Origin of the sequence: Methylobrevis pamukkalensis, assembly GCF_001720135.1 — a bacterium.
GTDB lineage: Bacteria > Pseudomonadota > Alphaproteobacteria > Rhizobiales > Pleomorphomonadaceae > Methylobrevis > Methylobrevis pamukkalensis.
On sequence record NZ_MCRJ01000282.1, the window covers coordinates 1 to 913 of the forward strand.

Below are 913 nucleotides of genomic sequence, written 5' to 3' on the forward strand. Positions count from 1 at the left end.
TGCACGGCGGCGGCGTCGAGATCCGGCTCGGCGCTGCGCAGGAGCGCGGCGGCCGCCGTCACGAAGGGGGCGGCAAAGGAGGTGCCGGTCTGCGGCCGCGCGCCGGAGATCGAGGCGGCGGCCCAGACCTCGACGCCGGGCGCCGCCAGATCCACGTGTTCGCCGCGCGCGGCGCGGCGGTAGGGCCTGAGGCCCCGGTCCACGGCCGTCACGGTGACCACCTCCGGATAGGCGGCGGGATAGGCCGGCGGGGCGGCCGGGCCGCCGTTGCCGGCGGCGGCGACGAGAACGACGTCGCGGGCGGCGAGCGCGGCGATCGCCTGCGCGAGCACGGCGTTGCCCGGTCCCGACAGGCTGAGGTTGATGATCTCCACCTCGCGGCTGGCCAGAAGGTCGAGGGCGCGCACGAAGTCGAACACCTCCATCCGGTCCTCGCCGCCGGCCTTTGTGAACGGATCGACGGCGATCAGGTCGGCTGCGGGGATGAGCCCCGGGGTGCGGCTGGCCGGATCGCCGACCAGCAGGGCGGCAACGGCGGTGCCGTGCTTGCGCGAGGAGGGCGTGTCGTCCGCGCCGCGCAGGGGGATCACCTCGAGGCGGGCGCCCTCCAGCGCCTCGTGGCTGGCGTTGACGCCGGTGTCGACGATGCCGATGCGGATGTCGGCCGCGCAGGCGGACATGGCCCGGGCGGGAAAGGCGACGGAGCGGGGTGCGGCGCATTCCGGGCCGTCGCAGGTGGCCCAGCCGGGCCGGTAATAATGGTTGCGGTCGACGGTGGCGGTCGGCGCGAACACGGTGACGGCGGCACGGGCGGCCTCCAGCGAGACGCCGGCCGGCAGGCGCATGCGCACATAGGTGCCGCCGGCCAGCGGGCTGTCGGCGCGCTCGACCACCGTGTAGCCGCGCTCGGCCA

Annotated in this window: 1 protein-coding gene; it reads right to left on the minus strand. The window is 75.9% G+C overall.

Going from position 1 to position 913, the window contains the following annotated elements:
* Nucleotides 1-913: S8 family serine peptidase (locus tag A6302_RS20520; protein WP_169833651.1), on the minus strand; the 913-nt coding region annotated here is incomplete at both ends.